This window comes from Streptomyces sp. NPDC090088, from assembly GCF_044747345.1.
Taxonomy (GTDB): domain Bacteria; phylum Actinomycetota; class Actinomycetes; order Streptomycetales; family Streptomycetaceae; genus Streptomyces.
Genome location: NZ_JBIVDZ010000009.1, coordinates 577,873 through 599,847 on the forward strand (window position 1 = coordinate 577,873; position 21,975 = coordinate 599,847).

The window sequence follows — 21,975 nt, forward strand, 5'->3', positions numbered from 1 at the left end:
CCGGAGTGTCCGGAACCGGCCGTCAGAAAGCCGTACGAGCCCCTTCGCGGGGTGCGCCGAAGCCTAGAGGTCGACTTCCTTCATGAGCATCCCGACCTCGGTGTTGGACAGGCGGCGCAGCCAGCCCGACTTCTGGTCGCCGAGGGTGATCGGACCGAAGGAGACCCGGACCAGCTTGTCGACCGGGAACCCGGCCTCCGCCAGCATCCGCCGCACGATGTGCTTGCGGCCCTCGTGCAGGGTGACCTCGACCAGGTAGTTCTTGCCGGTCTGCTCGACGACGCGGAAGTGGTCCGCGCGCGCGTACCCGTCCTCCAGCTGGATGCCGTCCTTGAGCTTCTTGCCCAGGTCGCGCGGGATGGGGCCGACGATGTGCGCGAGGTAGGTCTTCTTCACGCCGTACTTGGGGTGGGTCAGCCGGTGCGCCAGCTCGCCGTGGTTGGTGAGCAGGATGACGCCCTCGGTCTCGGTGTCCAGGCGCCCCACGTGGAAGAGCCGGGTCTCCCGGTTGGTGACGTAGTCGCCGAGGCACTGCCGCCCGTCGGTGTCCTCCATGGTGGAGACCACACCGGCCGGCTTGTTCAGCGAGAAGAACTGGTACGACTGCGTGGCGACGGTCAGCCCGTCGACCCTGACCTCGTCCTTCTCCGGGTCGACCCGCTTGCCCTGCTCCAGGACGATCTCGCCGTTGACCTCGACGCGCGCCTGCTCGATCAGCTCCTCGCAAGCGCGCCGGGAGCCGTAGCCCGCGCGGGCGAGCACCTTCTGCAGCCGCTCGCCCTCCTGCTCGGCACCCGGGAAGGTCTTGGGGAGCTTCACGTCCGGCTTGCCGGCGTACCGCTCCCGGTTGCGCTCCTCCGCGCGGGCGTCGTACTCACGGGAACTCGCCGGAGCCGAACGGCCACGCCCGGTGCCCTGCCCCTGCCGGGGGCCGCCCTTGGCGCCGCCGCGCGCCGAGGCGCCACGACCCGACTTCGGGCCGTCCTGGGTGGCGTTCGGGCCCACGTCGTAGCGCCGCTCCTCCGGGCGCGGCTTGCTGGGCCGGCCGGCGCCCGGCTTGTCGTCGCGGGAGTTGCCGGCGCCGCGGTAGTTGCCGCGCCCACCGCTGCTCCCGCCGCGGCCGCCGCTGTTGCCACCACGGCTCCCGCCGTTGTTTCCGCTGCTGTTCCTGCCGCTGCTGCTTCGCATCAAAATTTCCGTCTAGTCGTCTGCGTCCTCGGAATCCGGCGCATCGGGTGCGTCCGGATCGAACGACGGCACGCCCTCCTGGGTCTCGGCCTCGATCGCCTCGGCCTCCGGGAGGAAGGGCGCGAGCTCCGGGAGTTCGTCCAGGCCGCGCAGGCCCATCCGCTCCAGGAAGTAGTTCGTCGTCCTGTACAGGATCGCACCTGTTTCGGGTTCCGCGCCCGCCTCCTCGACCAGACCGCGCTGGAGCAGGGTGCGCATCACACCGTCGCAGTTGACTCCGCGTACCACCGAGACCCGGCTGCGGCTCACCGGCTGGCGGTACGCGACGACCGCGAGCGTCTCCAGGGCGGCCTGGGTGAGCCGGGCGGTCTGGCCCTCCAGGACCAGCCGCTCGACGGCGGGCGCGAACTCGCCGCGGGTGTAGAAACGCCAGCCTCCCGCGACGAAGCGCAGCTCGAAGCCGCGGCCCTGCGCCGTGTACTCGTCGGCGAGGGCCCGCAGCGCCTTGGTGATCGTCTGCTTCGGCCGCTCCAGGATCTTGGAGAGGTGCTCGGCGGTGGCGGGCTCGTCGACGACCATCAGGACGGCCTCCAGGGCCGGCTTGAGGTCGAGCTCGGCGACCGGGCGCAGGCCGGCCGGCAGCGCGGTGGTGTCCTCGCTCACGCCTTGTCCTCCTTGGGCGGCTCGGGCGGCCGGTCGAATTCGTCGGTCACCATCAGCCGCGTCTCCTCGCCCCCGCCGGTCCAGCGCACGATCAGGTCGCCGAGCGCGGTCTCCTGGTCCAGGGCGACGGCCTTCTCCCGGTACAGCTCGAGGAGGGCGAGGAAGCGCGCGACGACGGTGAGCGTGTTGTCGGTGTCCTCGACGAGCACCCGGAAGCTGGCCTCGCCGAGCTCCCGCAGTCGCGCCACCACGATCCCGGCCTGCTCCTGCACGCTGACCAGCGGGGCGTGGATGTGGTCGACGTACACCTGCGGCTTGGGCTTGGGCTGCATCGCCTTGACCGCGAGCCTGGCGAATCCTTCCGGCCCGATGCTGATGACGACCTCGGGCAGCAGCTCGGCCAGGTGCGGTTCGAGGCCGACGGTACGGGGCCAGCGGCGGGCCTCGTCGTCCAGGCGCCGGTTGAAGATGTCGGCGATCTGCTTGTACGCGCGGTACTGCAGGAGCCGCGCGAAGAGCAGGTCCCGGGCTTCGAGGAGCGCCAGGTCGGCCTCGTCCTCGACCTCGGCGGCGGGCAGCAGCCGGGCGGCCTTGAGGTCGAGCAGGGTGGCGGCGACGACGAGGAACTCGGTCGTCTGGTCCAGGTCCCAGTCCGGCCCCATGGCCCGGATGTGCGCCATGAACTCGTCGGTGACCTTGGAGAGGGCGACCTCGGTGACGTCCAGCTTGTGCTTGGAGATCAGCTGGAGGAGGAGGTCGAAGGGGCCCTCGAAGTTGGCGAGCCGGACCTTGAAGACACCGTCGGGGACGGGCTCCGCCTCGGGTTCGGGTGCCGGTGCGGATTCCGGCTCCGGTTCCGGTGTGGGTTCCGGCTCCTGTCGGGGTTCCGGTTCCGGTACGTCCACGGCGGCCTCGGACACCGGCTCCGGTTCCGTGGGCACCGCTGGTGGCGCCGCTCCCGGCCCCCGCCCCAGCGCACGGCGACGGCCGCCGGAGGAGCCGGAAAAGGGAGCGTCGGTCGAGGTCATAGCCCCCGAAGGCTACCCCTACCGCCCGCGCAGCCGTCGTACGAGGATGCTCGCGTCTCCGCGGGACTCCAGGTCCGCCAGGACCACGGCGACCGCCTCGCGGACGATCCGGCCCCGGTCGACGGCCAGCCCGTGCTCGCCGCGGAGCACGAGACGGGCGTGCTCCAGGTCCATCAGCTCCTCGGCGGAGACGTACACGGTGATCTTCTCGTCGTGCCGCTCGCGCCCGCTGGGCCGCCGGGCGGGTGCCCGGCCGCCGCCGCGCTGCTTGCGGGGCTGGACCTGCGCGGCGGATCCGGCAGAACCTTCCTGCGCCGCCGCCTGCTGCCGCGCGGCCCGCTCCGCCGACGGCGCGACCGTGACGGACTGCGCGGCGTGGTTGCGGGACTCCCCGGCGTCGCCCGGACCGGCCTCCGCCGCCACGTGCTCCGCACCCTCGCCGTCGCCGCCCTGCACGGGCACCGACTGGGGCACGTCCTCGCCGGCCGCGGCCGCCGTCTCGTCGCTCTCCCCCGCGGGAGCCGGCACCCGGACCTCACCGTTGGCCGGGCGCCTGGGCGTGGACGGCTGGAGCGCCATCCCCCCTGTCGTACGGAACAGTTCGTCGGCCCCGGGCAGACTCACTCGGCGTGACACCGGGCGAGCACCTCCCTGGCGAGCTGGCGGTAGGCGGCGGCACCGACGGAGTTGGAGGCGTACGTGGTGATCGGCTCACCGGCGACCGTGGTCTCCGGGAAGCGGACCGTGCGGCCGATGACCGTGTGGTAGACGTGGTCGTCGAACGCCTCGACCACACGGGCCAGCACCTCGCGGCTGTGGACCGTGCGCGAGTCGTACATCGTGGCGAGGATGCCGTCGAGCTCCAGCTCCGGGTTGAGCCGCTCCTGGACCTTCTCGATGGTCTCGGTCAGCAGGGCGACACCACGCAGCGCGAAGAACTCGCACTCCAGCGGCACGATCACCTTGTGAGCGGCCGTCAGCGCGTTGACCGTGAGCAGGCCGAGCGAGGGCTGACAGTCGATCACGATGTAGTCGTAGTCCGGCATCAGCGGCTTCAGGGCGCGCTGCAGCGTCGACTCGCGGGCCACCTCGGAGACCAGCTGGACCTCGGCGGCCGACAGGTCGATGTTGGAGGGCAGCAGGTCCATGTTGGGGACCGCGGTCTTCAGGAGGACCTCGTCGGCCGCCATGCCCCGCTCCATGAGCAGGTTGTAGACGGTGAGGTCGAGCTCCATCGGGTTGACGCCGAGACCGACCGACAGCGCGCCCTGCGGGTCGAAGTCCACGAGCAGCACCCGGCGGCCGTACTCCGCGAGCGCGGCACCCAGGTTGATGGTCGACGTGGTCTTGCCGACGCCGCCCTTCTGGTTGCACATCGCGATGATCGTCGCGGGGCCGTGACTGGTCACCGGGCCCGGGATCGGGAAGTACGGGAGCGGGCGGCCGGTCGGGCCGACGCGCTCGCGGCGCTGGCGGGCCGCGTCGGGCGCGAGCGTGGCCGCGTACTCCGGATCGGGCTCGTACTCGGCGTCGGGGTCGTAGAAGTGCCCGTCGGGCAGTTCGTCGTAGTCGGCGAAGTGGTTGCGGGGCGCGCCACTTCCGTCGCCGGCCATGGCGTTCACGTGATGGCCATCCATGCTCTGGTGTGCTGTCCGCGTGGTCAGCGGAGTCCGGGCTGCTGTGAAGGTGCGCACCGCGACGGAGCCGACAGCCTCGAACCCCGCGGGACCCTGGTCCCGTACCGGCATTCCTGGTTGACCACCCCCGGGAGAAAATGTCGACTCATTCACAAGTCGTCTTACCTCCTTGGTGACCAGGAAACTTCTAGACAGGTCAGCTTGGCATCATGCCGACGGTTGGCGACTCTATGGCGTGTCGGGCGTTCGCAGCAACACAATCCGCCGGACCCGGCACGATGTGTCGGCAATGAAACATCTCGCTGTCAAGGGCGTACGGCCGTCGCACAGCAGGTTTCACCGGTGTACGAATCGGTCGAAGGGTTACGTTCGAGGCGAGTTGACCGAGAGTCGCAAAGTGACCATACACACATCTGGCCGGACCTTGTCGGGCAAGGTCCGGCCGTGTGTTCGTGATTGACGCGGCTTGTTGACGTATCGCCTTTACGAAAAGGTGACTTAGTCACCACCCCGTGGGGCGCCGGGTCAGCCGATCAGCGTGTCGATGTCCACGTGCTCCAGGCCGTGCGCCTCCGCGACCTCCTTGTAAACGACCTTGCCGTCATGGGTGTTGAGGCCCTTGGCGAGCGCGGCGTCGCGGCGCAGGGCCTCGGCCCAGCCGTTGTTCGCGAGCGACACGATGTACGGCAGCGTGGCGTTGGTGAGCGCATAGGTGGAGGTGTTGGGCACCGCGCCGGGCATGTTGGCGACGCAGTAGAAGACCGACTCGTGGACCTTGAAGGTCGGCTCGGCGTGCGTGGTGGGGCGGGAGTCCTCGAAGCAGCCGCCCTGGTCGATCGCGATGTCGACAAGGACACTTCCCTGCTTCATGCGCGAGACCAGCTCGTTGGTGACGAGCTTCGGGGCCTTGGCGCCGGGGATCAGCACCGCGCCGATCACGAGGTCGGCCTCCAGGCAGGCCTTCTCCAGCTCGAAGGAGTTGGAGACGACGGTCTGGATCTTGGTGCCGAAGACCTTGTCGGCCTCCTTGAGCTTGTTGATGTCCTTGTCGAGCAGGGTCACGTGGAAGCCCATGCCGATGGCGATCTGCGCGGCGTTCCAGCCGGAGACGCCACCGCCGATGACGACGGCCTTGGCGGCCAGCACGCCCGGGACACCGCCGGGCAGCACACCGCGGCCGCCGTTGGCGCGCATCAGGTGGTAGGCGCCGACCTGCGGGGCGAGCCGGCCCGCGACCTCGGACATGGGCGCGAGCAGCGGCAGGGCGCGGTTCGGGAGCTCGACGGTCTCGTAGGCGATCGCCGTGGTGCCGGACTCCAGGAGGGCGTCGGTGCACTCCTTGGAGGCGGCCAGGTGCAGGTAGGTGAAGAGGGTCTGGTCCTTGCGAAGGCGGTGGTACTCCTCCGCGATGGGCTCCTTGACCTTCAGCAGCAGGTCGGCGGTGGCCCACACCTCGTCGGCGGTGTCCAGGATCGTCGCACCGGCGGAGACGTACTCGTCGTCCGGGATCGACGAGCCGAGACCGGCGCCGCGCTCGATGACGACCTGGTGGCCGTGACGCACCAGCTCGTGCACGCCGGCCGGGGTGATGGCCACCCGGAACTCGTTGTTCTTGACCTCGCGGGGGATGCCGACCTTCACGTCGATCACGGTCCTTGGCTCAGAGGGTGTGGGGGCACAGCTGCACATACCCGGCATACGGGGTACACCAGGAGACACCGCAGGAGAACCGGCGGCAGAGCCAGTTTAATGAAGGCGTTCCGACTGTCTAGCCTTTCATTGCATCAATCTTCACCGGAAGCACTACGGATTTCGTAGGCGTTAGCTCCGTGTTCCGGGTCGGAGTCGGGGGTGGAGGGCACCAGCGGCTCCTCACCCAGCATGCGCTCGGCGGCCGAGCGGTGCAGGCTCGCGGCCGTGGAGTCGCCCAGCCGCTCCAGCGTGTCGGCGAGCCGCAGCTGCAGCGCGGCCTGGAGCCGGGCGTCCTCGGCGCGGCGCGCCCACTCCACCGCCTCCTGGCAGGTCGCCAGCGATTCCTCGGGCCGTCCGGCGTACTCCTGAACCCGTGCCAGTTCGCTCAACGCCCGCGCCTGCGCGGCCACATCACCGTTCTTGCGATGGCCGGAAACGGCCGCCCGCCAGGCCCTGAGCGCCTCCCCGTAACGGCCCGCGTAGGTGTGTGCGCCGGCGATACGGCCGTAGAGCCGGGCGGCCTCGGCCCGCTCGCCACGGGCCAGCCGCTCGGCGAGGGCCCGGCCGAACCAGTCGGCGGCCCGTTCGTAGTCCCCCAGCTCCTGGTAGGCGCCACCTACGGATTCCATTGCGCGGCCGGTCGCGTACGGGTCATTTGCTCTGCGTCCGGCGTCCAAAGCGGACCGATAGCGCACCAGCGCGTCCGCCGTACGCCCGGTCTGGGCGTCCAGGTCGCCCAGGTTCAGCAGCGCGGCGGCCTGCTCCCGGGGCAGGTGCCGGCGCACGGCGACATCGAGGACGAGCCGGTGGACGCCGTACAGGTCGGGCGCGGCGGCCTGGGTGCCGAAGTGCGCCGCCATGGCCTTGACCAGCTGGGACATCAGCCGGCGGGCCAGCGTGTCGAGCTCGCCGTCGGCGACCGCCGCGCGGGCCGCGGCCAGCAGGGCCGGGCGGCGGATGCGCAGCCAGTCGGCGGCGGCCCGGGGGCTGGGGAAGCGCAGCTCGCGCGGGAGCGCCTGGAGCCGCTCGCGGGCCTGCGGGTTGTCCGTCTCGGTGATCGCCCGGCAGGACTGCAGCAGCCGCACCGTGCGCTCCAGCATCCGGGCGCGGGCCAGCTGGAGTTCCCCGGACCGCTCCTGGGACTCTGCCAGCGCCCACAGCATCGGGTGCAGACAGCCCGGGATCTCGTACTGGGGCAGCGGGGACTCCACGACGTGCAGCAGCCCGTGCCGGGCCAGCTCGTCCAGGGTGGTGCGGGCGGTGTCGACCGAGCAGCCGGCGAGGGAGGAGGCGGTGTGCGGGTCGACCAGGCCGGCCGGAGCCAGGCAGAGGAGTCGCAGTATCCGGGCGGCCTGGCCGGGCAGGTCGTCGTGGACGAACCGGAGGACGCGGGCCAGGGCGGTGCCGTCCTCGGGGTCGGCGTGCAGGCGTTTGGCGAGGTCGGAGACGGCGACCTGGGGGCGCGCGGCGAGCCAGCCGCCAGCCAGGGTGAGCGCGGCGGGCTGGCCCTGGCAGACCTCGGCCAGGGTCTCGGCGGACCGCGGGTCGACGGTGATGCGGACCGAACCGGTGAAGCGGGCGAGGAGTTCGACGGCCGACTTGGTGTCCAGGCCGCCCAGGGTGCAGGGGCGGACGTCCGAGATCCCGGTGAGCGGGCCGCCGGAGACGGCGACGGCCAGGCAGTCCGGGGTGTCCGGGAGCAGTACGTCGACCTCCTCGGCGCCGGGCGCGTCGTCCAGCAGGAGCAGCATCCGGCGGCCGGCGAGGGCGGTGCGCAGGGCGTGGGTGAGGTCGTCGGCGGCGGCCCCGGCCGGGGTGGGCAGCCGCAGCGCGGTGAGGAGGTCGCGAGCGGTGCGCTCGACGGGGACCGGGGTGCCGTCGGGCTCGGCGAGGCGGGCGCGCAGCACCCCGTCGGGGTAGTCGGCGGCGACTCGCCGGACGAGTTCCTCGGCGAGGGCGGTGCGTCCGGATCCGGGCCTGCCCGCGATCAGCAGGACCCGGGCACGGGGGGCCTTGCGGCCGGCGATGGTGTCCAGTCCCGCGCGCTCGATGTCGGCGCGCAGTTCTTTCAACTCCCTTGTCCGGCCCAGGAATCTGTCGCCCGTGGCCGTGGGCGCCGACCGTCGTGCGCCGCCTTTGTCCACCGCCTGATCCGTCACGGGCCACGCTCCCGTCCCACCGCACACGCGTGCCCGCCGGGACTCCGGTTCGGGCGTTTCGGCTCAATCGCGTCGAGCCTAGTTCACGTGCGAGGACGTTCCCGGCGGAGCACGGCGGGCACATCGCCCGATCGGATCAGGCGATGGTCACACCGGGTCGCCCGATCGGTGGTCCAGGGCTGGTTCAGGGCCTGATTCAGGACCGGTTCAGGGCCTGGCTCGGGGTCTGGTTCACGACCGGCTCAGGCCCGGTTCAGGACTGGAAGGGGCGGGCCGGCCAGGGCGCGTCGGCCGGGCGCAGCGCGTCGAGTCCGTCGCCGGTGCGGGCGGCGATCAGCGAGAGGACGCCCGTCACCAGGCAGTTGTTGTGCAGGTCGCCGGCGAGCACCAGGCGCACCAGTTCGTCGACCGGCACACGTGCGTACTCCAGGTCGATCTCCTCGTGCTCGGTCTCGAAGCGCTCGCCCTCGGCCTCGGACAGATCACGGGCGAGGAAGATCCGCACGGCCTCGTCGCAGCCGCCCGGGGTGGTGTACAGGTCGGTCAGCACCCGCCAGTCCTCGGCCTTGACGTGCGCCTCCTCGTACAGCTCGCGCTGGGCCGCGTGCAGCGGGTTCTCGCCGGGGATGTCGAGCAGGCCGGCCGGGATCTCCCAGAGCTTCTGCCGGACCGGGTGCCGGTACTGGCGGATGAGCAGCACGCGGTCCTCCCCGTCGAGGGCGAGGACGGCCACCGAGCCGGGGTGGACCTGGTAGTCGCGGCGGACCACCGCGCCGTCGGGCATGACCACCTCGTCCGTGCGGACGGAGGTCTTGTTGCCCACGAAGGGGGTCTCCGTCGCCCGGATCTCCCACTCCTCGGGGGTGTCCTTGATCGTCATGCCGAGCCCTTCCAGACGTTCACGAGAAAAACCGGTCCACGGGAAAAACCGGGGTGCCCACCTTTGAAGGTATGCACCCCGGCCACCGTACAACTGGTGTGTTACTTCGAATTCGTCTGCTCGACGTCGGCCTGCTGACGCGCCACGGCCGCCTTCACCAGGCCCGCGAACAGCGGGTGCGGGCGGGTCGGGCGGGAGCGCAGCTCCGGGTGGGCCTGGGTGGCGACCAGGTAGGGGTGGACGTCGCGCGGGTACTCGACGTACTCGACCAGCTTGCCGTCCGGGGAGGTGCCGGAGAACTGCAGTCCGGCCTTCTTCTCCAGCTCCGAGCGGTAGGCGTTGTTGACCTCGTAGCGGTGCCGGTGCCGCTCCTCGACGTACTCCTTGCCGTCGTACACCTCGCGCACGATGGAGCCCTCGGCCAGCTTGGCCGGGTACATGCCGAGCCGCATGGTGCCGCCCATGTCGCCCTCGCCGGCGACGATGTCGAGCTGCTCGGCCATGGTGGAGATGACCGGGTGGCCGGTGGCGGAGTCGAACTCGGTGGAGTTGGCGTCCGGGATGTCGGCCAGGTTGCGCGCGGCCTCGATCACGATGCACTGCAGGCCCAGGCAGAGCCCGAGCAGCGGGATCCGGTTCTCGCGGGCGAAGCGGATGGCGCCGACCTTGCCGAGCACACCGCGGTCGCCGAAGCCGCCGGGGATGCAGATGCCGTCGACGTCGGCGAGCTGCGCGGCCGCGCCCGCCGGGGTCTTGCAGTCGTCCGACGTCACCCACTTGATCTTCACGCGGGCCTTGTTGGCGAAGCCGCCGGCGCGCAGCGCCTCGGTGACCGAGAGGTAGGCATCGGGCAGGTCGATGTACTTGCCGACCAGCGCGAGGGTGATCTCGTGGTCGGGGTTGTGGACGCGGTCCAGCAGGTCGTCCCAGGTCCGCCAGTCCACATCGCGGAACGGCAGGTCCAGCTTGCGGACGACATAGGCGTCCAGGCCCTCGCCGTGCACGGTCTTCGGGATGTCGTAGATCGAACGCGCGTCCGGGCAGGCCACCACGGCGGCCTCGTCCACGTCGCACATCAGCGAGATCTTGCGCTTGATGGCGGTGGGGACCTCGCGGTCGCAGCGCAGCACGATCGCGTCGGGCTGGATACCGATGTTCCGCAGGGCGGCCACGGAGTGCTGGGTGGGCTTGGTCTTCAGCTCGCCGGACGGGCCGATGTACGGCAGGAGCGAGATGTGCACCACGAAGACGTTGTCCCGGCCGACCTCGTGCCGGACCTGGCGGACGGTCTCCAGGAACGGCAGCGACTCGATGTCGCCGACCGTGCCGCCGACCTCGGTGATGACGACGTCGACCTCGTCGGTGGCCATCCGCCGGATGCGGTGCTTGATCTCGTTGGTGATGTGCGGGATGACCTGGACGGTGTCGCCCAGGTACTCGCCACGCCGTTCCTTGGCGATCACCGTGGAGTAGACCTGACCTGTGGTGACGTTGGCGGAGCCGTCCAGGTCGCGGTCGAGGAAACGCTCGTAGTGGCCGATGTCCAGGTCGGTCTCGGCGCCGTCGTTGGTGACGAACACCTCACCGTGCTGGAAGGGGTTCATCGTGCCCGGGTCGACGTTCAGGTACGGGTCGAGCTTCTGCATCACGACGCGCAGACCCCGGGCCTTGAGCAGCATGCCCAGGCTGGAGGCCGTCAGGCCCTTGCCGAGCGAGGAGGCGACACCCCCGGTGACGAAGATGTGCTTGGTCGTCGTGGCTTTCGGCGGCATGGCCAAGAGGGGGCTCCCGTGGTCGCGATCTGTCGTGCGGTACGGCTGCCGTCCTGGAGTTTCCGGGGTGGTGCCGTCGCTGCGGTTCGGGGGTTTCGTGCCCACCGGTCCACGGGCTACCAGGGTATCAGCGCCTCGGAGAGATGGCTCCCGGCCACGCTCCGTGCACATGTCGGCACACAGACGCTCACGCTTTACGTGGATCTCACTCACAGCTCACTCGTTCGGCCCACACGGGTTGCCCGGAGCGGCACGCAGATCATCTACGTGCGTCGTATCCTGCTCGGACACTCGCTGCCGAGCCCGGCCGGAAACACGGCACACCCCCGCCCGTCACTTACCGGAACAACGAGAGCTGGGCAGTTCGTTGAGCTATGACTGTCGTTTTGCCTCAGGGCACGGCGGGCTGCTTTGCTTCACCGCTCAACGACGTACAACAACAACCCCCCTTGACCGCACTAGCGACAGCCCCCTTTTTGCCTGGGGGGTGACGTGGCCGTTCGACTGGAGTTGCACGTGGCCGGGCGCATCGAAGACTACGCACTCATCGGAGACATGCAGACCGCTGCGCTGGTCTGCCGGGACGGCACAGTCGACTGGCTGTGCCTGCCCCGCTTCGACTCGCATGCCATCTTCGCCGGTCTGCTCGGCACCGAGGAACACGGCTTCTGGCGGCTCGGCCCGGCCCACGCGGCCGACTCCCAGCCCCCGACCGCGGCCCGCCGCACCTACCGGGGCGACTCGCTGATCCTGGAGTCCGAGTGGGACACCCCGCGCGGCACGGTCCGGGTCACCGACTTCATGCCCCCGCGTGACGGCGCCCCCCAGCTGATCCGCATCGTCGAGGGCGTCACCGGCCGGGTCCCGATGCGCTCGGTCCTGCGCATGCGGTTCTCCTACGGCCGCGTCGTCCCCTGGGTGCACAAGCACGACGGACGCACGGTCGCCGTGGCCGGCCCCGACTCGGTGTGGTTCGACACCTCCGCGGAGACCTACGGAAAGTCGCTGACCACCTACGCCGACTTCACGGTGGCCCCCGGCGACCGGATCGCGTTCACCATCTCGTGGCAGCCCTCCCACAAGGAGCCGCCGCCGCTGCCCGAGCCCGAGCAGTCGCTGGAGGCGACCGAGGAGTTCTGGCGCGAGTGGGTCGAGCACTGCACGTACCACGGGCCCTACCGTGAGGCCGTGGTCCGCTCGCTGATCACCCTGAAGGCCCTCACCTACGCCCCCACGGGCGGCATCGTCGCCGCGCCCACGACCTCCCTCCCCGAGGACATCGGCGGTGTCCGCAACTGGGACTACCGCTACACCTGGCTCCGCGACGCGGCCATCACCCTCTCCTCGCTGCTGCGCACCGGCTACCGCGAGGAGGCCCGCGCCTGGCGCGAGTGGCTGCTCCGCGCGGTCGCCGGCGACCCCGAGAACCTGCAGATCATGTACGGCATCGCGGGCGAGCGCGAGCTGGGCGAGGCCGAGCTGGACTGGCTGCCCGGCTACGAGAACTCGGCCCCGGTCCGGGTCGGCAACGGCGCGGCGCACCAGCTCCAGCTGGACGTCTACGGCGAGGTCACCGAGGCCCTGCACCTGGCCCACATGACCGGCCTCGCCCGCAACGACTACGCCTCCCTGCTCCAGCTCAAGCTCATCCGCTACCTGGAGGACCACTGGGACGAGCCCGACGAGGGCATCTGGGAGGTCCGCGGCCCGCGCCGGCACTTCGTGCACTCCAAGGTGATGGCCTGGGTCGCCGTCGACCGCACCATCAAGCTGATCGAGTCCGGGGACGCGGACGGCCCGCTGGAGCGCTGGAAGGAACTGCGCGACGACATCCACCGGGACGTCTGCGAGAAGGGCTACGACAAGGAACGGAACACGTTCACCCAGTCGTACGGCTCGCAGGAGCTGGACGCGTCGCTGCTGCTGATCCCCCAGATGGGCTTCCTGCCGCCGGACGACAAGCGGGTCATCGGCACCATCGAGGCGATCCAGCGGGAGCTGTCCACCTCGGACGGGTTCATCCTGCGCTACCCGACCTCGGGCGGCGAGGAGGGCGTGGACGGGCTGCCGGGTGACGAGGGGGCCTTCCTCGCGTGCTCGTTCTGGATGGCCGACGACCTCGCGATGATCGGCCGGGTCGACGAGGCGCGGAAGCTCTTCGAGAAGCTGCTCGCCCTGCGGAACGACCTCGGGCTGCTGGCGGAGGAGTGGGATCCGCGGCTGAAGCGGCAGGTGGGGAACTTCCCGCAGGCGTTCAGTCATGTGCCGTTGATCGACACGGCGCTGCGGCTGACTGCGTCGGGGGCGTACGGGGGGTAGCGGTCGTCGGTCGGCTGCGGGTGCGTGGGGGCTGGTCGCGCAGTTCCCCGCGCCCCTGAAGGGGCGCTCGTCCTTACGCTTGTAGTCATGGGTGCCCTCTCGAAGGCGCACACGGCCCTGGCCTCGCTCCGTGAGGATCTCGTAGGCGAGGTGTTCGCCCCTGGGGACCCGGGGTACGACGAGGCGCGGGGCGTCTTCAACGGCATGATCGACCGGCATCCGGCCGTGATCGCCCAGTGCGCGGACGACTCCGACGTCGTGCGGGCCGTGCGGTTCGGGCGGGAGTTGGATCTGAGGATCGCGGTGCGCGGGGGCGGGCACAGTGTCGCGGGCTGGGCGACCGCCGACGGTGCGCTCGTGGTGGATCTGCGCCGGATGCACGAGGTGACCGTCGACCCCGCGGCGGAAGCCGTACGTGTGCGGGGTGGGGTCACCATCGGGCAGCTGGACCGGGCGACCCGGCCCTACGCTCTGGCCACCACCGGTAGCCGGGCGTCCGGCACCGGGGTCTGCGGGTGCGTGCTGGGCGGCGGCTCGGGCTGGCTGGACCGTGCCTTCGGGCCGGCCGCCGACGACCTGATCGGCATCGAGCTGGTCACCGCCGACGGTGAGCGGGTGCACGCCGACGCCGACGAGAACCCGGAGCTGTTCTGGGCGCTGCACGGCGGGGGCGGGAACTTCGGCGTCGCCACCGCGCTCACCCTGGCCCTGCACGAGCTGCCGGTGTTCAGCGTCGCGCTGCTGCTGTACCGGCCGGCGGCCGGGCCGGACGTCGTCCGGGCCTTCCGGGAGGTGATCGGCAGCGGCCCCGACGAGGTCGCCGGCGCGGTCCTGTACATGACCGGCCCGCCCGCGGACCTCGCGGATTCCGTACCCGGGCACCTCGTGGGCGAGCGGCTGTGCGCCGCGCTGGTCACCTTCCTGGGCGGCGAGGAGGGCCTGCGCGAGATCGCCGGGCCGGTGCTCGCGCTGCCCCACGAGGCGGAGGTCGTCGGCCCGATGCCGTACGCCGGGGCGCAGCGCCTGCTCGACTGTCCGTCCGGGCTGCGCAACCACTGGTCGGCCGAGTGCCTGGCCGATCTGCCCGACGCGGCGGTGGACGCCTGGTGCGGGGGCGCGGAGGGCATGCCGGTGCCGACCGGTTCCCGGCTTCTGCTGTTCCCGCAGGGCGGGGCGATCGCCTCGGGACCGGCGGAGTACCCGGTGGCGTACCGCGGCGCGCCCTGGGTGGTGCACCCCTTCGGCAGCTGGGCGGACCCGGGCGACGACGAACGGGCTGTCGCCTGGGTGCGCGGCGTCCGTACCGGCGTCCGGCCCTGGTCCACCGGCGCGGTCCACCTGAACCTCGTCGGTGACGAGGGCCCCGAGCGGGTGCGGGCCGGTCTGGGCACGGCGAACGCGCTGCGGCTCGGCAAGGTGAAGCGGCGGTGGGACCGGGACAACGTGTTCCGGTTCAACCACAACATCACGCCGCTGTGAGCGGAGGTGCCGTGAGGGCGTTCGCCCAGGTAGCGTCCGCTCCATGGACAGCGGTACGGGCAGCGGATTCGAGTCTCAGGGCGCCGGGATCACCGTGCAGCGGGCGCTGGAGCTGCCCGGGCTGCGCAGCGGGCTCCCGGAGATCCTGGCGGGCGCCGACCGGCTGGGGCGGACCGTGCGCTGGGTGCACGCGGGCGAGGTGCCGAACATCGCCTCGCTGCTGAAGGGCGGCGAGCTGCTGCTCACCACCGGCTACGGCCTGGGCACCCGGCCGGGCGACCAGCGGGCGTTCGTGCGCACGCTCGCCGACCGGGGCATCGCCGCCCTGGTGGTGGAGCTGGGCGCGCGGTTCTCCCGGCTGCCCGCCACTCTCGTGGACACCGCGCGGGCGACCGGGCTGCCGCTCGTCGTGCTGCACCGCGAGGTGCCCTTCGTGACGGTGACGGAGGAGATCCACACCGAGATCGTCAACCACCACTACGCGCTCCTGCAGCGCGCCGAGGAGGTGCACCGCCGCTGTACCGAGGCCCTGCTGGGCGGTGGCGGGGTCCCCCAGGTGCTGGCCATCCTGGCCGACTTCTGCGGCAACCCGGTCTTCCTGGAGACCGCCGACGGCCAGTTGCTGTACGCGGCCGGGGCGGGGCCCGAGGGGGCGGATCCGCTCCAGGTGTGGGAGGGGCTGCGCGGCCAGCGCGGGGACGCGCCGCCGCCGTCCGGGACGGTCCTGGTGGAGGTGCCGGGCGGCGGGCCGGGGACGGGTTCGGTGCGTGCCCGGCTGGTGCTGCTCCCCGTCCGCGGGCCCCTGGCGCCCGTCCACCGGATCGCCGCCGAGCGGGCGGCCGGCATCCTGGCGGTCGTGCTGATGCAGGCCCGCCAGGAGGAGGAGCTGGCGGCCCGCGGGCGCGGCGACTTCCTGACCGACCTCGCCGAGGGCCGTATCACCGCGGAGGACGCCCCGGCCCAGGCCCGGGTCCTCGGCTTCAAGCCCGGCGGCAGCCCGCTGCTGCCGGTGGTCATGAGGGTCGGTGACTCCCTTTCCCCGGGCGGGGGTTGGGCGGTGCTGGCCCGCGCGGTGGGCGAGGAACTGGCGGCCGTGGGGGTTCCCGTCCTGCTGGGTGTACGACCGGTCGAGGGCCGGGTGCCGCTGCTGCTGGGCCTGCGCTCGGAGGCGGAGCGGACGACGGTCGCGGACCGGGTCGCGGCGGCGCTGCGGGCGGGGGTGGAGCGCGCCGGGATGCAGCGTCCCGGGGCCGCGCCGCCCGTCGTGGTGGTCGGCGTGGCGGGCGGCTGGGCGGCCGCATCGGCGGGCCTGCGGCACGCGGCGGAGACGGCGACGGCCGCCCAGGGCCTCTCCGACCGCCCTTGGTACGACGCCCGCCGCCTCGACATCGACCTCCTGCTGTGGCGGCTGCGCGACCACCCCGACCTGGCGGCCTTCGTCGACCGGGCGATCGGCCCGCTCCGCGACCACGACCACCGCTCCAAGCCCCCGCTGCTGCCCACCCTGGAGACGTACCTGGCGCACGCGGGCCGCAAGGCGGAGACGGCCCGGGAACTCCACCTCAACCGCCAGACCCTCTACAACCGGCTCGCCCGTATCGGGGAGTTGCTGGGCACGGACCTCGACGACCCGCAGGTGGTACTGGCGTTGAGCCTGGCGCTGCGGGCACGCCGGCACGTGCCGTAGCCGCCGCGGGCCACGGCGCGGCTACGGCAGCGGCCGGGGCTGCGTCAACTCGTCGTAGACGCTCAGCACTTGGGCGACGGTCTCGTCCTCCGTCGGCCAGCTCGCCGCCTGCCGGGCGCCCCTCTCGCGCAGCTCCTCGCAGCGCTCCGGGTCGCCGAGCAGGCGTGCCACGGTCGCGGCGAGGGCCATGGTGTCGCCGTACGGGACGAGTTCGGCCGCGTCGCCGACGAGGTCGGGGATTCCGCCGACGGCGGTGGCGACGAGCGGCACGCGCGCGTGCAGGGCCTCCTGGGCGAGGACCGAGCGGGATTCCCAACGGCTGGGCAGCAGCGCGATGTCGGCGGCGGAGAGCAGTTCGGTGACGTCGTCGCGGCGGCCGATGAGCCGGACGGGCAGTTCCTCGTCCTCGATCCGCCGCTGCAACTCCGTGCGCAGCGGGCCCTCCCCCGCGATGACGAGCAGCGGTACCGGATCCAGCCGGCACCAGGCACGCGCCGCGTCCAGCAGGACGTCGTATCCGCGATGCGGGTCGAGGGAGCCGACGGCGATGAGCAACGGCCGCCCCATGGCGCCGAGTTCGGCCCGCACCTTGGGACGCAGCCGCTCCGGGTCCTCCGGCTCCGCGGGCCGCCGCAGACCGGGCAGCGCCACGGCGGCGAGCCGCGCGTCCCGGGCACCGGTACGGCGGGCGCGGTCGACGAGGTCGGAGGTGGTGCCCAGGACCACGGCGGCGGCCTTCACCACCCGCCGCTCCAGCATCCTCAGCAGATGCGCCCGCGCACCCTCGGCGTGCGCCCTGCTGTGCCAGGTGACGATGAGCGGGGTGCTGCGGCCGCTGAGCGCCAGCACCGCGCGGAAGGAGGCGTGCAGGCCGTGGGCGTGCACCAGGTCGGCGTCGGTGCAGGCGGCGCGGAGCGCGGCGACCGACCCCGGGTCGCTGCTGCGGGGTACGTGCACATGGTCGGCGCCGACGCCCGAGAAGTCGTAGGCGCGATCGGCCTCGGCGGGGGCGCATACGGTGACCCGCACGCCCCTCTCGACGAGGCCGGCGGCGAGCGAACGCACGTGCGCGCTACTGCCGGCGTTGCCGCCGCCCAGCACCTGCACGGTGCGCAGGGGCGACTGACCGTGCGGTGCGTTGCTGCTCACGGGGCTCACGCGGCCGGGCTCCTGGTTCGGCTTCGGGGCGGTCACGAGGGTACGTACAGACGGTATCGGGCCGAGGGGGCAGTGCGGGGCTCCGGGGAGGGGCATACCGGGGCGGGGCGGGGCATGCGCCGGAGTGTGTCACCCGGGAGAGTGATGAAAACGGTGAGAGGGGGGTGGAGTGGCCGGGTGTGGGGGGTGGTTTCGGAGCGAGGGCGGCTGCGGGTGGTTCGTGGTTGCTCGCGCCCGCGCGGCGGCAGCCGCACGTCGATACGGCCCCGCGCCCCTTTCGGGGCGCTCCGCCCTGCCTCAGTTGTCGGCTCGTGCCGTTGCCAAGAGCTCTTCCGCGTGCGCCCTCGCCGTTTCCGAGTCCTCCTGGCCAGCCAGCATCCGGGACAGCTCCCGGACCCGCTCCTCGCCCTCCAGGACCTTGACGCCGGACCGGGTGACCGTGCCGTCGTTGGTCTTCTCCACCAGCAGCTGCCGGTCGGCGAAGGCGGCGACCTGCGGGAGGTGGGTGACGACCACCACCTGGGCGGACTTGGCGAGCTTGGCCAGCCGGCGTCCGATCTCCACCGCGGCCTTGCCGCCGACGCCCGCGTCGACCTCGTCGAAGAGGTAGGTCGGGACCGGGTCGGTGCCCGCGAAGACGACCTCCACCGCGAGCATCACGCGGGACAGCTCACCGCCGGAGGCGCCCTTGGCGATCGGGCGGGGCGGGGCGCCGGGGTGCGGGGCGAGCAGCAGCTCGACCTCGTCGGCGCCGGACGGGCCGTAGGCCACCGCCCGCCCGCCGACCTCCACGCCCTCCGGGTCCTCGGTCTGCCGGATGGCGAAGGACACGCGCGCGTGCGGCATCGCGAGGGAGCCCAGCTCGGCGGTGACGGCGGCCGCGAAGCGCTCGGCGGCCTCGGTGCGCGCGTCGGTCAACGCCTGGGCGAGCCCGCCCAGTTCCGCCCGGAGCGCGTCCCGCTCGGCGGTGAGTTCCGCGATCCGCTCGTCGTCGCCGTCCAGCTGGGTCAGCCGGGCGGCACCCTGCTCGGCCCACGTCAGCACGGCCTCGATGTCCTCGCCGTACTTGCGGGTGAGCGCGGTGAGCGCGGCGCGCCGCTCCTCCACGGCCGCCAGCCGCAGCGGATCGGCGTCCAGGTCGTCGGCGTAGCCCGCCAGCTCCCCCGCCGCATCGCCCAGCAGGATCCCGATCTCGCCGATCCGGTCGGCGAGCGCGGCCAGCGCCGGGTCGTGCGACCGTACGGCCTCCAGGGCCCGGTGCGCACCCGCGACGAGGGTGGCCGCGTCGATGCCCTCGGGGTCCTCGGGGTTGCCGGCGAGCGCCGCGTGCGCGGCGGTCGCGGCCGATGCCAGCGCCTCGGCGTGCCCGAGCCGCTCGGCCTCCTCGGCGAGTTCGACGTCCTCACCGGCCCGCGGCTCCACACCGGCGATCTCGTCCAGCCCGTAGCGCAGCATGTCGGCTTCCTGGGCCCGTTCCCGCGCGCGGGTGACGATCTCCTCCAGCTCGACCGCGACGGCCCGCAGCCGCCGGTAGGCCTCGCCGTACTTGACGAGCGGTACGGCGACCCCGTCGCCCGCGTACCGGTCGAGGGCCTGCCGCTGCCGGTTCAGCTTCAGCAGCCCCTGCTGGTCGGTCTGCCCGTGCACGGCCACCAGGTCGTCGGCGAGCTCGACCAGCAGCCCCACGGGCACGCTCCGCCCGCCCACGTGCGCCCGCGAGCGCCCCTCGGCGGAAACGGTACGGCTGATGAGCAGCGCCCCGTCGTCCAGCTCCGCACCGGCCTCCTCGGCCCGTACGGCCGCGGAGGTACCCGGCGGCATCGTCACCCGTCCCTCGACGACCGCCTTCTCGGAGCCGATCCGCACGAGCGCGGGATCGGCCCGCCCCCCGAGCAGCAGCCCCAGGCTGGTGACCACCATGGTCTTGCCCGCACCGGTCTCACCGGTGACGGCCGTGAACCCCGGCGACAACTCGACGACAGCGTCGTCGATGACTCCGAGGGACCGTATCCGCATTTCTTCCAGCACGGGGAAGACCTTACGAGGTAGGGCAGGAGAAGCGCGAGGCACCCTGTCACCCACGCGAGTGGAGAAGCGCCCCGAAGGGGCGCGGGGCTGTATCGATGTACGGCTGCCTCCGCACTCCGGCGAGTGGGCCTACCCAGGGGCGCGGGGAACTGCGCGACAAGCCACGAACCACCCGCACTCGCCGACGCTCCCCGCCACCCCCTTCGAACCGCTAGTGCGGCGCCCCCCGCCATCCGGAGACCGGCAGCGCGAACTTGGCCACCAGCCGGTCCGTGAACGACGCGTGATGCAGCCGCGCCAGCCGCACCGGCACCGCCCCCCGCCGCACCTCGACCCGCGCCCCCGGCGGCAGCTCGACGGTCCGGCGCCCGTCGCACCACAGCACGCCCGGCTGGATGTGCGGCAGCACCTCCACCGCCAGCACCGAGTCCGGCGACGTCACGAGCGGCTTCGCGAACAGCGCGTGCGCGGAGATCGGCACCATCAGCAGCGCCTCCACCTCCGGCCACACCACCGGCCCGCCGGCCGAGAACGCGTACGCCGTGGACCCGGTCGGCGTCGACAGCACGATGCCGTCGCAGCCGAACCCCGTCACCGGCCGCCCGTCGATCTCCAGCACGACTTCGAGGAGCTTCTCGGCGCCCGCCTTCTGCACCGCCGCCTCGTTCAGCGCCCAGTCCGTGTGCACGATGTCCCCGTTGCGGTGCACGACGACGTCGACGGTCATCCGCTCCTCGACCTCGTACGCCTTGCTCACCACCCGGTCGACGACCTTGTCCAGGTCGTCCCGCTCGGCCTCCGCGAGGAAGCCGACACTGCCGAGGTTGACGCCGAGCATCGGCACCCCGGACGCGCGGGCGAACTCGGCGCCGCGCAGCAGCGTCCCGTCACCGCCGAGGACGATCAGCAGCTCGCAGCCGTCGAGACTGTGCGGCGAGGCCTCCTCGACGAGTTCGACCTCGTCGGGCAGCGGCAGATCCGCGGCCTCGAAATCCAGCACCCGTACGCCGACTCCGGCCGCCAGCAACCCCTTGACCACGAGTTCGGCGCTGCGGATGGCCGCGGGCCGCCCGGTGTGGGCGAGGAGGAAAACAGTACGAGCTCGGTTCTGTGTCAACGCGGCCCCTCCGCCACTGCACGGTCAACGTCAGCCGGATCCAACTGGGGTGCGCCGGCCCGCAGCCACAGAAAGTACTCGACGTTGCCGGACGGCCCGGGCAGCGGACTGGCGGTGACACCCTTCACCCCGAGCCCCAGCTCCCACGCCCTCTCGGCAACCCCCCGCACAGCCTCCGCCCGCAGTTGCGGACTCCGTACGACTCCTCCGCTGCCCAGTCGTTCCTTACCCACCTCGAACTGCGGCTTGACCATCATCACCAGGTCGGCGTCCGGCTTCACACACCGCGCCAGGGCCGGCAGCACCAACCCGAGCGGGATGAAGGACAGATCACCCACGACAAGATCCACAGGCTCCCCATCGATCGCTTCAAGCGTCAACTCGCGTACGTTCGTACGGTCCTTGACGGTGACGCGTTCATCGCTCTGCAGAGACCACGCGAGTTGGCCGTACCCGACGTCGACCGCGACGACGTGCGAGGCCCCCGCCCGCAGCAGCACATCGGTGAAGCCGCCGGTGGACGCCCCGGCGTCCAGCGCCCGCCGCCCCCCGACCGCCAGCCCCTCGGGGACGAACGCCGCCAGCGCGCCCGCGAGCTTGTGCCCGCCCCGCGAGACGTACTCGGGATCGCTGTCGTCGGTCTGCACGACGATCGCCGCGGCGGTCTCCACCTGGGTGGCCGGCTTGGTCGCGACGGCCTTTCCGACGGTGACCCGCCCGGCGGCGATCAGCTGGCTGGCGTGCTCGCGCGAACGCGCCAGCTTCCGGCGGACCAGCTCCGCGTCCAGACGGCGACGTGCGACTCCTGCCACGGTGGGTTCAGCTCCTGCTCTGGTGGTACGACGGTGAGGGCGGCCGGTTGGCGCCCGGCGGTGCCGGTGCCGGAGGTCCGGGGCGGACGTCGAGCGCGGTCAGCGCGTCGCGCAGCCCCCGGTGTACATCCTCGTACACCTCCAGGTGCCCGTCCGTGGCGAGGTGGTCGGCGTCGCCGAGCCGGTCGAGCCGGGCGTCCACCTCGGCGTCGCCCGTGGGGGTGCGGGGGACGTTCAGCGGGGCGGGGGCGGCGGGGTCGTACTCGGGTTCGACCTCGGCGTTCTCCTGCGCCTGAGCCGCCGGGTCCGCCGGTACGGAGTCGGTCATGCCCCGACGCTACATCGAACCCCTGCGG

17 protein-coding genes are annotated in these 21,975 nt (G+C 72.2%); 3 read left to right on the top strand and 14 right to left on the bottom strand.

Annotation, left to right across the window (positions count from 1 at the left end):
* Nucleotides 1-63: 63 nt before the first annotated feature.
* The 9 genes from ACIPSJ_RS39540 to ACIPSJ_RS39580 form a co-directional block, all read right to left on the bottom strand.
* Nucleotides 64-1,188: a pseudouridine synthase gene (locus tag ACIPSJ_RS39540; RefSeq protein WP_359208780.1), complete on the bottom strand. Its 1,125-nt coding sequence runs from the start codon at nucleotides 1,186-1,188 to the stop codon at nucleotides 64-66.
* A 12-nt stretch (nucleotides 1,189-1,200) separates the two neighbouring features.
* Nucleotides 1,201-1,851: an SMC-Scp complex subunit ScpB gene (scpB, locus tag ACIPSJ_RS39545; RefSeq protein ID WP_359208777.1), complete on the bottom strand. Its 651-nt coding sequence runs from the start codon at nucleotides 1,849-1,851 to the stop codon at nucleotides 1,201-1,203.
* Complete coding sequence (locus ACIPSJ_RS39550; RefSeq protein WP_401353078.1) at nucleotides 1,848-2,879, bottom strand: segregation and condensation protein A; 1,032 nt, start codon at nucleotides 2,877-2,879, stop codon at nucleotides 1,848-1,850. The genes scpB and ACIPSJ_RS39550 overlap by 4 nt, the downstream gene beginning before the upstream one ends.
* Nucleotides 2,880-2,897: 18 nt before the next feature.
* Complete coding sequence (locus tag ACIPSJ_RS39555) at nucleotides 2,898-3,515, bottom strand: hypothetical protein (protein WP_355725072.1); 618 nt, start codon at nucleotides 3,513-3,515, stop codon at nucleotides 2,898-2,900.
* Entirely contained in the window at nucleotides 3,500-4,627 is a 1,128-nt protein-coding gene (locus ACIPSJ_RS39560) for a ParA family protein (RefSeq protein WP_359208769.1), read from the bottom strand. Before ACIPSJ_RS39560 ends, ACIPSJ_RS39555 begins: the two co-directional genes overlap by 16 nt.
* Before the next feature lie 414 nt (nucleotides 4,628-5,041).
* On the bottom strand, nucleotides 5,042-6,166 hold the full coding sequence (gene ald / locus ACIPSJ_RS39565; protein WP_359208766.1) for an alanine dehydrogenase: 1,125 nt from the start codon (nucleotides 6,164-6,166) through the stop codon (nucleotides 5,042-5,044).
* Between the two features lie 134 nt (nucleotides 6,167-6,300).
* Entirely contained in the window at nucleotides 6,301-8,367 is a 2,067-nt protein-coding gene (locus ACIPSJ_RS39570) for a tetratricopeptide repeat protein (protein WP_359208763.1), read from the bottom strand.
* 253 nt (nucleotides 8,368-8,620) lie between these two features.
* A complete protein-coding gene (locus tag ACIPSJ_RS39575; protein ID WP_401353081.1) occupies nucleotides 8,621-9,247 on the bottom strand; it encodes an NUDIX domain-containing protein in 627 nt (208 codons plus the stop codon).
* A gap of 101 nt (nucleotides 9,248-9,348) precedes the next feature.
* Nucleotides 9,349-11,019: a CTP synthase gene (locus tag ACIPSJ_RS39580; RefSeq protein ID WP_359208757.1), complete on the bottom strand. Its 1,671-nt coding sequence runs from the start codon at nucleotides 11,017-11,019 to the stop codon at nucleotides 9,349-9,351.
* A 516-nt stretch (nucleotides 11,020-11,535) separates the two neighbouring features.
* On the opposite strand from ACIPSJ_RS39580, the gene ACIPSJ_RS39585 reads away from it, so the two are divergent.
* From ACIPSJ_RS39585 to ACIPSJ_RS39595, 3 genes are all read left to right on the top strand, one after another.
* Entirely contained in the window at nucleotides 11,536-13,338 is a 1,803-nt protein-coding gene (locus ACIPSJ_RS39585) for a glycoside hydrolase family 15 protein (protein ID WP_359209367.1), read from the top strand.
* Between the two features lie 87 nt (nucleotides 13,339-13,425).
* Nucleotides 13,426-14,817, top strand: a complete 1,392-nt coding sequence (locus ACIPSJ_RS39590; protein ID WP_401353083.1) for an FAD-binding oxidoreductase — start codon at nucleotides 13,426-13,428, stop codon at nucleotides 14,815-14,817.
* A 43-nt stretch (nucleotides 14,818-14,860) separates the two neighbouring features.
* Nucleotides 14,861-16,504 (top strand): PucR family transcriptional regulator, encoded by a 1,644-nt coding sequence (locus ACIPSJ_RS39595; RefSeq protein ID WP_359208751.1) that lies wholly within the window; start codon nucleotides 14,861-14,863, stop codon nucleotides 16,502-16,504.
* A gap of 21 nt (nucleotides 16,505-16,525) precedes the next feature.
* Here the strand turns inward: ACIPSJ_RS39595 and ACIPSJ_RS39600 are convergent, their stop codons facing one another.
* The 5 genes from ACIPSJ_RS39600 to ACIPSJ_RS39620 all read right to left on the bottom strand — a co-directional run bounded on the left by ACIPSJ_RS39600 (nucleotide 16,526) and on the right by ACIPSJ_RS39620 (nucleotide 21,947).
* A complete protein-coding gene (locus ACIPSJ_RS39600; RefSeq protein WP_401353085.1) occupies nucleotides 16,526-17,662 on the bottom strand; it encodes a glycosyltransferase family 4 protein in 1,137 nt (378 codons plus the stop codon).
* Nucleotides 17,663-17,959: 297 nt separating this feature from the next.
* Nucleotides 17,960-19,678, bottom strand: coding sequence for a DNA repair protein RecN (recN, locus tag ACIPSJ_RS39605; protein ID WP_359209365.1), 1,719 nt, complete (start codon nucleotides 19,676-19,678; stop codon nucleotides 17,960-17,962).
* A 223-nt stretch (nucleotides 19,679-19,901) separates the two neighbouring features.
* Complete coding sequence (locus ACIPSJ_RS39610) at nucleotides 19,902-20,807, bottom strand: NAD kinase (RefSeq protein WP_123978216.1); 906 nt, start codon at nucleotides 20,805-20,807, stop codon at nucleotides 19,902-19,904.
* Nucleotides 20,804-21,619, bottom strand: a complete 816-nt coding sequence (locus ACIPSJ_RS39615) for a TlyA family RNA methyltransferase (protein WP_355725094.1) — start codon at nucleotides 21,617-21,619, stop codon at nucleotides 20,804-20,806. The genes ACIPSJ_RS39610 and ACIPSJ_RS39615 overlap by 4 nt, the downstream gene beginning before the upstream one ends.
* A 7-nt stretch (nucleotides 21,620-21,626) precedes the next feature.
* Nucleotides 21,627-21,947, bottom strand: coding sequence for a hypothetical protein (locus tag ACIPSJ_RS39620; RefSeq protein WP_365695348.1), 321 nt, complete (start codon nucleotides 21,945-21,947; stop codon nucleotides 21,627-21,629).
* Between the last annotated feature and the right edge of the window lie 28 nt (nucleotides 21,948-21,975).

Excerpts from the sequence above, each read along its gene's own strand:
- ACIPSJ_RS39580 (WP_359208757.1), bottom strand. The coding sequence starts at position 11,019 with ATGCCGCCGAAAGCCACGACGACCAAGCACATCTTCGTCACCGGGGGT.
- ACIPSJ_RS39560 (WP_359208769.1), bottom strand. The coding sequence starts at position 4,627 with ATGCCGGTACGGGACCAGGGTCCCGCGGGGTTCGAGGCTGTCGGCTCC.
- ACIPSJ_RS39550 (WP_401353078.1), bottom strand. The coding sequence starts at position 2,879 with ATGACCTCGACCGACGCTCCCTTTTCCGGCTCCTCCGGCGGCCGTCGC.
- ACIPSJ_RS39575 (WP_401353081.1), bottom strand. The coding sequence starts at position 9,247 with ATGACGATCAAGGACACCCCCGAGGAGTGGGAGATCCGGGCGACGGAG.
- recN (WP_359209365.1), bottom strand. The coding sequence starts at position 19,678 with ATGCGGATACGGTCCCTCGGAGTCATCGACGACGCTGTCGTCGAGTTG.
- ACIPSJ_RS39540 (WP_359208780.1), bottom strand. The coding sequence starts at position 1,188 with ATGCGAAGCAGCAGCGGCAGGAACAGCAGCGGAAACAACGGCGGGAGC.
- ACIPSJ_RS39620 (WP_365695348.1), bottom strand. The coding sequence starts at position 21,947 with ATGACCGACTCCGTACCGGCGGACCCGGCGGCTCAGGCGCAGGAGAAC.
- ACIPSJ_RS39590 (WP_401353083.1), top strand. The coding sequence starts at position 13,426 with ATGGGTGCCCTCTCGAAGGCGCACACGGCCCTGGCCTCGCTCCGTGAG.
- ACIPSJ_RS39595 (WP_359208751.1), top strand. The coding sequence starts at position 14,861 with ATGGACAGCGGTACGGGCAGCGGATTCGAGTCTCAGGGCGCCGGGATC.